Source organism: Endothiovibrio diazotrophicus (assembly GCF_054657215.1).
Genome location: NZ_BAAHXB010000164.1, coordinates 1 through 9,495, shown reverse-complemented (window position 1 = coordinate 9,495; position 9,495 = coordinate 1). Strand labels below are relative to the sequence as shown.

Below are 9,495 nucleotides of genomic sequence, written 5' to 3'. Positions count from 1 at the left end.
GCTCCACGTCTACGTTCCGGAGAGTTCCCAGGTCCACCGCTGCAACGGCCGGATTTTCGACCGCAATGAAGATGGCGATTTCAACATCACCGACAACACCGGGCTGGTGGCGGCGCTCTATCGGCGCAAGCAGGGCAGCTATGCCGAAAATCGCATCTACCCCCATCTCCGGCTCGAAGACCTGCGCGGTGATCTGATTGCCAGGGCGCGCAAGATGGCTGCCAACCAGCGCCCCAACCACCCGTGGCGGAGCCTGGATGAGATGGAGATGCTGAAGAGTGCCCAGCTCTATCTGCGCGATTACGCTTCGGGGGAGGAGGGGTTTACGTTGGCCGCGGTGCTGTTGCTGGGGCGGGAGGAGGTGCTGCTCTCGGTGTTGCCGCACCACCGTACCGACGCCATCCTGCGCCGTGAGAACCTGGACCGCTACGACGACCGCGATGACATCCGGGTCAACCTGATGGAGAGTTACGAGCGGCTGGCCGCCTTCGTCGCCAAGCATCTTCCCGACCGTTTCCATCTGGAAGGGGAGCAGCGGATCAGCGTGCGCGATCACCTGTTTCGCGAACTGATCGCCAACCTGTTGATTCACCGCGAGTACCTGAACGCATTTCCGGCCAAGCTGGTGATCGAGCGGGAGCGGGTGTTGGCCGAGAATGCCAACAAGCCCCATGGTCATGGGCCCATCGACCCGGCCAGTTTCTCCCCCTTTCCGAAGAATCCGGTGATCGCCCGCTTCTTCAAGGAGATCGGTTGGGCGGAGGAACTCGGTTCCGGGGTGCGCAATCTCTTTCGTTACGGCAGGCTCTACTCGGGGCGGGCGCCGGAATTGCTGGAGGAGGATATTTTCCGCACGCTGGTGCCTCTGCTCGCCGCGCAACCCAACGCGCAAGCCACCCCGCAAGCCACCCCGCAAGCCACCCCGCAAGCCACCCCGCAAGCTACCCCACACATTGCCCCACAGATTGCAGCGTTGTTGGATTTCTGCCGGGAGCCGCGTAGCCGTGATGAGATGCAGCGCCACCTCGGATTGGCTGATCGAGAGCACTTTCGTAAGGTGTACCTCAATCCCTTGTTGGATCGAGGGATGTTGCGGCTCACGCTGCCGGATAAGCCCACCAGCCCGAAACAGCGATATGTTGCGGTGGAGCGGGATGGAGAAGGGGGATAAGGGACCGCGGTCGGAGCGTTTCATCGACTGGCCGCCGTTGGTGCCGCCGACCATCACCACCCCGGCGGCGGCGCTGCCGTCTCCGCCGTTGCATAGCGCGCGATCGCCTCCAGCAGCACCTTCTTTTTCACCGGCTTGGTGAGGTGTGCGCAACAGCCGGCGGCGAGGCTCTTCTCTTCGTCTCCCTTGAGGGCGAAGGCGGTGAGCGCCACGACCGGCAAGGGATCAACGCGGTTTTCCCGTTCCCACCGGCGGATCGCGCGGGTCGCCCGATAGCCGTCCATGATCGGCATCTGGATGTCCATCAGCACCAGGTCGAACTCACCGTCGCGGCGTCGGCTGACGGCGTCGGCGCCGTTGTCGACCACCTCCAGGGCGTGGGGGGTCCGCTTCAAATAGGAGCGGATCAGTTGGACGTTGTCCGGAGAGTCCTCCGCCAGCAGGATTCGCCACCCAGCCCCGTCCGTCGCCGTCGCCGCGGTGTCGTTGCCGGTCGTGCCGGGCGTCGTGCCGACCAGCGCGCGGCGAACGGCGGCGAGCAGTTCCTCGCGACGTACCGGCTTGAGCAGGTACCCCAGCCCCTTCCCGCGGGCCCGCTCCGCCGCCGCCGGGCGCTGGTCCGAGCTGAGCATGAGAAACGGGCACTCGGCCAGTTCCGCGAACCGCTGTAGCCGGTCGACCAGTTCAAAGCCGTCGTGGGCGGGCACATGAAAGTCCACCACCACCAGGTCCGGCGCGAGGCCGTTGCCCTGGTGGGCGCCGGCAGCAATCGAACACGCCTGTTCGTAGCCGTCGGCGACGGTGCAGACCGCGCCCGCCGCGGCCAGTTGCTCGCTGAAGATCAGCCGGTTGGTGGGGCAGTCGTCCACCAGCAGGATCCGCTTGCCGGTCAATGGCGACTCCGGCGGTGGCTTCGGGCGCTCCTCTCCCGAGGCTCGTTCGAAACGGGCGGTGAAGGTGAATATGCTGCCCCGTCCCGGTTCGCTCTCCACCTCGATATCGCCGCCCATCAGCCGCGCCAGCCGCTTGGCGATGGCCAGGCCGAGGCCGCTGCCGCCGTAGCGGCGGGTGACCGAGCTATCGGCCTGGACGAAGGCGTCGAAGATCGTCGCGAGCTTTTCCGGCGGGATGCCGATCCCGCTGTCGCGGACGGTGAAGCGCAGCTCCGCGGGCGTCGGCGCCTCCACGGTGACCACGACCTCCCCCTCTTCGGTGAATTTCACCGCGTTGGCGACCAGGTTGAGCAGCACCTGGCGCAACCGCCGGGCGTCGCCCGTCCACCGGGTCGGGGTCGCCGGGCGGAGGCGGATGGCGAAGACGATCCCCCGCGCCCGCGCCTCGCCGACCATCACCGCGGTGACGCCGTCCAGCACCTCCTCCAGGTCGAACTCGCGGCACTCCAGTTCCAGTTCGCCCACCTCGACCCGGGTGAGGTCGAGGATGTCGCTCACCAAGTCGAGCAGCGCCTCGCCGGCGTGGCGGGAGACCTCGACGTATTTCCGTTGCTCCTGGTTCAGTTCGGTTTGGTCGAGCAGGTCGCCCATGCCGACGATGGCGTTCATCGGCGTGCGGATCTCGTGACTCATCATGGCGAGGAATTCGCTTTTCGCCCGGTTGGCCTCCTCCGCCTCGCGCCGCGCCGCCTCCAGCGCCGCTTCGTTGCGCTTGCGGTCGGTGACGTCCTGCACCGTGCCCACCGAACGGAGCGGACGGCCGTCGGCGGCGAAGAGGGTATCGCACTGCACATGGATGAATTTGACCCGCTCTCCCGGCAGCAGCAGGCGGTGATCGACCGAGTAGCGGGTGTGCAGGCGCAGCGATTCGCGGTAGGCCCGGTCGACTGCCTCCCGGTCAGCGGGATGGACCAGCTCCAGAAAGGCCTGATAGGTGCCGCGGAAGCGGTCTGGCTCGACCTCGTAGATGCGATACGCCTGTTGGGACCCGGTCAGCCGGTCGGTGGTCAGGTCCAGCTCCCAGTTGCCGAGCTTGGCCAGCGTCTGCGCCTCGAGCAGACGCTGCCTGCCGTCTCTCAGCCGGTCATTCTGGATCTCCGCGTCGATACGGGCGGCCCGTTCGGTCCGCAGATAGAGAAACAGCAGCAGTGTCGCGAGCAACCCCGCCGGGGGGATCAGCCAATAGCCGTAATCGCGGTGGGACTCCAGCCACCGGTGGCTCGGCCGGACGATCACCTCCCATTGGCGGTCACCGAACCGGAATGGCTGGTGATAGGGCTCGATGGCAGGGGAGAGGGGGGGAGCGACGGCCTCGCGTCCACTCGTCCAGTGATGGAGCGCGGCGTCCCCGGGCGACGGAGCGGTGAGGTCGCGAAGTTCTCCGGGGAGACCCGTTGGCGACCCGGAAGTCGCCTCGTCGATCAGCCCCGCCAGCTGCAGCGTACACAGCACGAAGCCCAGCAGCCGGTTGCGCCGCTCCTCCGTCGTCGCGGGAGGCGGGCCGGTACGATAGACCGGCATGGCGATCAACACGCCGGCCCGCCGTCCCGCCTCCGGCGGCAGCGATAGCCGTCCGCTGACCGCGACCCGGCCGCTGTCGCGCGCGCGCTCCAGCAAGCGATGCCGAAGTGGCTCGGCGCCGAGGTCCAAACCGACCGGCAGCAGGTTTTCGTCGGCGGGATGGACGAACTGGAGCGGGTAGTGGAACGGACGGGGGGTTGCCGGAATCCGCTCGCCCGTTGCTCCGCGCTGGGTGATGGGGATGCCGGTATGCGTCTCGAAGGCGGCACGTTCCGCCGCGCCCTCCCGCGGCGCCCAGGCGAAGGCGTGAATGCCGCGATGGCTGATGGCGAGCGGGTCGATGAAGCGGTGGAACTCTTCCGCCTCGACGGATTTCGAGCCTTCGTAGAAGCGACGCAGCGAATCGAGATAGCCTAGATGGACGTCCAGCGCACGGATTACCGGGCCCGCATGCAACCGCCCGTCCGCGGCGAACCGCTCGCGCAGGTCGTCCATCTGGCGCTCCCGCTCCACCGAAAAGAGCAGCGCGGTCAGGAGCGCGCCGGTCAGGATCACCCACCAGGGGGCATGGCGTGAGGCGGATGAGCGGGTCGTGGACCTCATGTTCCCCTCGTCGGTGTCTCATCGGACGGGAATCCACGGTCGTCTCTCGCGACGGGGGTCAGGCCACCTTGAATCGGCCGACCAACCTCTTCAGGTTGTCGCTCAGGCCCGCCAACTGGTTGCTCGCATCGGTGACCCGGTCCGAGCTGTCGGCATTGTGTTCGGCCGCCGTACTGATCGCCACGATATTGCGGTTGATCTCCTCGGTCACCGCGCTCTGTTCCTGCGCCGCGGTCGCGATCTGGGTGTTCATGTCGCTGATCTTGGCCACCGCGCGGGTGATCTCTTCCAGCGCGCTGGCGGCGCCGCCGGCCTGGTCGACGCTGGTGCGTGCGTTGCCGCGGGCCACCTCCATCACCTCCACCGCGTTGCGTGAACCGCTTTGCAGCCCCTCGATCATCTGCTGGATCTCCTGGGTCGACTGTTGGGTGCGGCTCGCCAGGGTACGGACCTCGTCGGCGACCACCGCGAAACCGCGTCCCTGTTCGCCGGCGCGGGCTGCTTCGATGGCCGCGTTCAGCGCCAGCAGGTTGGTCTGTTCGGCGATTCCGCGGATGACGTCGAGCACGCCGCCGATGTTCTGGCTGTTCGCCTCCAGCTCGCCGATGGCGACCGCGGTTCGCTCGACGTCCGCGGCGAGGCGTTCGATGGCTTCCACCGCGGAGGCCACCACCTCGTGGCCGCGGCGCGAATTCTCGTCCGCCTGATGGGCCGAACCGGCAGCGTCCTCGGCGTTGCGCGCGACCTCATGCACCGTGGCCGTCAGTTCGGTCACCGCGGTCGCCACCTGATCGGTGGCCCCCCGTTGCTCGTCGATGTTGCCGCCGGTCTCGCGGGTGATCACCGAGAGCTCTTCGGCGGCGTTCGCCACCTGCTCCGTGGTGCCGGCGACCTCCCGAATGAGGTGCTGAAGCGTCGTCAGGAACTGGTTTAATTCGGCGGCCAACAGCCCCACTTCGTCGCGCCCGGCCACGTCCACCCGTGCGGTCAGGTCCCCATTGCCTTGGGAGATGTCCTTCACCCGTTCGAGCATCTCGTTGAGGGGGCGGGTGATCAGCGGAGGCAGGAACAGCACCATGGCGATACAGATCGCCACGTTGACGACGAGAACGGTCAACAGCTGGGTAAGGCTATCCGCGGCGGTCCGTTCGATCGACGCACGCTCGCCGGATGCCGCCTTCTCCACCAGCTCGGTAAGGTGGTCGATCACCTCGCGAGCCGCCTGAAACTGCTCATCGCCTCGCCCCAGGCTGAGCTTGAGCAACGCAGTCGGGTCGCCTTGCGGGCTGCGATAGCGCTCCTCGACGATCTGCGAGGAGGTCGCCTTCCACTGATCGAGCAGCGCATAGAACTGCTCCACCAGGCGGGCCTCTTCGGGGGCGTTCGAATGGTTCCGGAACTTGCCGACGCGGTCCCGCGCCTGCTGGATGTTCTCCCGGTTCTGTTCCACCAGGGCCTTCTGCTGTTCCGCGTCCACTTGTGCCAGGAGTAGCGTGCGTTCCGCGACCTGGGCCTGGTAGAGGTCCCGGTCCGCCTGCAGCAGGTAATCGATCGCCGGCAACCGCTTTTCGGCGATGGCGTCGGCTTCCTTGGCGAGGCCGCGGATGCTGAAGATCCCCACGACGGCACTCAGTACCGCGAGGGCGGCGACCAGCAGGATCGGGATCGCGATCTTGAATCGAAATGGCAGATTGGCTAGCGCGTTCATTGATGGTCCCCCGTTGATTGCGCATCCTTGGATCACGACCTCACAGAGACTGTGCCCGTCGTATTGCTGTTACCGTTTGTAGGAATAATCCTATAAGGCGGTAGGATTTTTCCTCAGCACAAAGCGTAGCGGAAATCGCTGCGTTCACAATACGAACGTTTGCGGAATCGCTGGTGGCATTCCCGTAGCGTGCTTTTCAGGCTTTCGCCGGCGTGGGATCGCCGCGTGACGGGTGTGGCGGTTCGAGAGAGGGGCGTGGGGGGGCGTGGGGGGGGGCTTCTCGTTCCCACGCTCTGCGTGGGAACGTCTTCCCTGACGCTCCGCGTCATGCCAAACGAAGGCACGACCGTGCGGTGCCACTCCCCGGACGCAGAGCGTCCGAAGAGGGGTTACGACGCGGAACGTCGTAACCAGAGGTTCAGCGTTCGTTTCCTCGTTCCCACGCTCTGCGTGGGAACGTCTTCCCTGACGCTCCGCGTCATGCCAAACGAAGGCACGACCGTGCGGTGCCACTCCCCGGACGCAGAGCGTCCGAAGAGCGGTTACGACGCGGAGCGTCGTAACCAGAGGTTCAGCGTCCGCGATAGCGTAATCCGCCAGATCGGAGCAAATCACGGCGTAAGCGCCTTCGTCCCCGGCGGATTACGCCATCGCTAGTCTGCCCTACGGGGCGCCGCGGCCGTAGCTGAACGAGGGTGGTACTCCATCTGAATCCGCTCTTCCTCAACGCACGTCCGCCAGCGAACTCTCCAACTGCTCCAGCAACCGGTCGCCCTCCCGCTCCTGCTCGACGATCACCGGCTGGAGCTGGATCAGCAGCTCGGTGCGCACCCGGCCGCGGGACTGGCTGCGGAACAGGTTGCCGACCACCGGCAGGTCGCCGATCAGCGGCACCTTGGTCTCGTTGTAGCTCTCGTTCTCCGACATCAGGCCGCCGAGCAGTACGCTGCGCCCGGAGCGCACCTCCACCTCGGTGGTCAGCGAGCGGTCGAGGATGATCGGCGAGTCGATGTTGGAGGTGTTGTTGGTCTGCGCCTCGCTCACGTGCTGGCTGACGCTGAGGCTCACCAGGTTCTTCGCCAGGATGCGCGCGCCGATCTCCAGGCCGACGCCGGTGGTGCGGTACTGCACGCTGCGCAGCAGCGCCGAAGTGCCGTCGACGTTGAGGTCATTGGTGGACGCCTCGCTGGTGATGATCGGCACTTCGGTGCCGACGTTGATCGAGGCGTTGCCGTTGTCGTGGAGCATCAGCCGCGGCCGCGAGAGGATCTTCACCTGGCGGTCCTTGCCGAGGGCGTTGATCACCGCCGACAGGTCGCCGCTGTTCCGGCCGAAGGTGAACAGCGCCCCGGCGCTGCCGACGCCCAGGCCGCCGAGGGTCTGCAGGGTGGTCACCGCGCTGCCCGAGCGCTCGCGCAGGTACCACTCGACGCCGAATTGGAGCTGGCCGTCGAGGGTCACCTCGGCGATGGTCACCTCGACGAAGATCTGCCGCGGCGGGGTGTCCAGCTCGCGCAGGGTGGCGAGCAGCGAGCGGTACTCGTCCGGGGTGGCGTGGATCAGCAGCGAGTTGCGCGCCTTGTCCACCACCACCCGCCGCGACATCACCTTGACCCGTTCCTCCTTTTCCGGTTTCCCGCCCATCCTCGGGCCCCTTTCGTCGGCCGTTGGTCCGTCGGCCGGCACCGCGCCGCCGCCGTGGGTCAGGCTGGCGATCACCTCCGCCAGCTCGGCGGCGTCGCGGTTCTCCGGGGTGTAGACGTAGAGGCTGCCCGCCTCGGGATTGCTCTGCGGACGGTCCATGCGCCGGGTCAGCTCGGCGATATGGCGGCGCACTCCCTTATCGGGGGTCACCGCGAAGACCCGCTTGCCGCCGTCCAGCGGGATCAGCAGCACCCCCGGCTGGAAGCCGCCGTCGGACACCGCGACCCCCTCGGCGGCGAGGATCCGCTTGAGGTCGGTGACGAACGCCTCGGCGCCGACGTGCTCCAGGTTGATCAGGAACGGCTCCCGCCCGGCCAGATCCGCCCGGTCGAGCAGTTGCACGTAGCGCACGGCGCGCGCCACCTCCTCCGCGTCGCCGCGCACTAGCAGGTTGGTGGTCTGCTGCATCGGTTCCACCGAGGCGTCGAGCAGCACGTCCTGCTCCAGCATCTTCATCAGCACCACCGGATTGAGGTGGTGCACCGGGATCACCTGCAGCAGCCGGCCGGCGCCCGCCGGCGGCGGGGTGCGGCCGATGCGGATGGCGCCCACCGGCAGGCGGCCGTTCTTCTTGCCGGCGGCGACCTGGATCACCCCCTGCTGGAGGGCCAGCGAGATGCCCCGTTCGGCGAGCAGTCCGCGCACCACTTCGAGGAAGGCGGCCGCCGGCAGCTCCTCGGTCATGAACAGGGTCACCGTGTCGTCGCGCTTGCGCACCTGCTCGTCGAGGGTGTAGCCGAGCCCCAGGGTCTCGCCCAGGGCGTAGTGGACGAAGCGCCCGAGCGGCATCTGTTCAGCGTTGATGCGGATCGTCCCCGGCGGCAGCTTCAGCCCGCTGATCTCCAGGGTGTCGGCGCCGCGCTGCGGCGGGGTGACCGACTCGATCGTCGGGCCGGCGGGGGCGGCCGGTTTCCCGTCGGTCCCCGCGGCGGGCACGGCCGCCCCGCCCGCGTTCGGGGCCGGTTCCGCCACCTCCCGCGGCGCGGGCACCTGGAGACCTTCCACCGGGCGCAGCGAGCAGCCGGCGGTCAACGCCAGCGCGGCGGCGAGGAGGGCGAGGCGGGCGGGTTGGGAAACGGTCGTCATGGTCGTGCCTGTATGGATTCGTGAAAAGGAGAGCGGTGCGCCTCGTACCTCGGCACGCCCTACGCGCTGCCGATCACCTGTGGGGTATGGCCTCATGAGCCGTCACCGAAGGCGAACAGGCGCAGGGTGAAGGTACGCCCGTCGGCGTCGGTGCGCAGGCGGACCCGGTCGGCGGCGATCGATACCACCTCGACCCCCTCCCGCCGCTCCCCCTCGGCCAGATAGATCCACGTCGGCGCGGCGCCGTTGGGGTCCTCGAACACCGCCCGCAGGCGCCCTTCGCGGATCACCACCCCGCGCAGGGTCCAGGGGAGCGCCGGGACATCGTCGGCGCTCGGCGCCTCCGCCGGTGGCGCGCTCTGCGCCGCGTCCCCGTTCCGCCCGTCGGCGGCCGGCTCCTTCAGGCCGAACAGCTTGCGCTCGGCGAAGGCGGCCTGCGCCGCCGCACTCACCCGCGGAGGGGTGACCGGGGCGAGGGGCGGCACCTCCGTCAACGGCGGCCGGGCCGGCGCTCGTGCCTCGTCGCCACCATCCCGTCCGGCAAGCAGCGCGCAGGCGACCAGTATCGCCGCCGCGCCGTACCACCAGCGGCGGTCGGGGAGCCAATGCCGGGGCCTAGTCCTGCCTCTTACCCACAAATCGGCCATCAGCGCCCCCCGGAAGTGCTAGGCCAAGGCGCGGTGCGCGGCCAATGGTGATCCCTTGGCAAGCGCCGCAACGCGGGCCTGGCGCTTCCGGGGGGCGCCCTG

At 67.9% G+C, this 9,495-nt stretch carries 5 protein-coding genes; 1 reads left to right on the top strand and 4 read right to left on the bottom strand.

Going from position 1 to position 9,495, the window contains the following annotated elements:
• On the top strand, nucleotides 1-1,171 hold a 1,171-nt coding region (locus tag ACYQ2W_RS24235; RefSeq protein WP_459873227.1), incomplete at its 5' end, for a Fic family protein.
• 53 nt (nucleotides 1,172-1,224) lie between these two features.
• Here ACYQ2W_RS24235 and ACYQ2W_RS24230 read toward each other — a convergent pair.
• The 4 genes from ACYQ2W_RS24230 to ACYQ2W_RS24215 form a co-directional block, all read right to left on the bottom strand.
• Nucleotides 1,225-4,248: a CHASE domain-containing protein gene (locus ACYQ2W_RS24230; RefSeq protein ID WP_459873225.1), complete on the bottom strand. Its 3,024-nt coding sequence runs from the start codon at nucleotides 4,246-4,248 to the stop codon at nucleotides 1,225-1,227.
• A 58-nt stretch (nucleotides 4,249-4,306) separates the two neighbouring features.
• The gene (locus ACYQ2W_RS24225; RefSeq protein ID WP_459873223.1) at nucleotides 4,307-5,956 is read right to left on the bottom strand and encodes a methyl-accepting chemotaxis protein; all 1,650 of its coding nucleotides are present in this window, start codon (nucleotides 5,954-5,956) and stop codon (nucleotides 4,307-4,309) included.
• Nucleotides 5,957-6,679: 723 nt separating this feature from the next.
• The gene (locus tag ACYQ2W_RS24220) at nucleotides 6,680-8,746 is read right to left on the bottom strand and encodes a type II secretion system protein D (protein ID WP_459873220.1); all 2,067 of its coding nucleotides are present in this window, start codon (nucleotides 8,744-8,746) and stop codon (nucleotides 6,680-6,682) included.
• 92 nt (nucleotides 8,747-8,838) lie between these two features.
• Nucleotides 8,839-9,393, bottom strand: coding sequence for a hypothetical protein (locus ACYQ2W_RS24215; protein ID WP_459873217.1), 555 nt, complete (start codon nucleotides 9,391-9,393; stop codon nucleotides 8,839-8,841).
• Nucleotides 9,394-9,495: the final 102 nt, after the last annotated feature.

Bases quoted from the DNA above. Each gene is read 5' to 3' on its own strand.
- ACYQ2W_RS24215 (WP_459873217.1), bottom strand. From the start codon at position 9,393: ATGGCCGATTTGTGGGTAAGAGGCAGGACTAGGCCCCGGCATTGGCTC.
- ACYQ2W_RS24220 (WP_459873220.1), bottom strand. From the start codon at position 8,746: ATGACGACCGTTTCCCAACCCGCCCGCCTCGCCCTCCTCGCCGCCGCG.
- ACYQ2W_RS24225 (WP_459873223.1), bottom strand. From the start codon at position 5,956: ATGAACGCGCTAGCCAATCTGCCATTTCGATTCAAGATCGCGATCCCG.
- ACYQ2W_RS24230 (WP_459873225.1), bottom strand. From the start codon at position 4,248: ATGAGGTCCACGACCCGCTCATCCGCCTCACGCCATGCCCCCTGGTGG.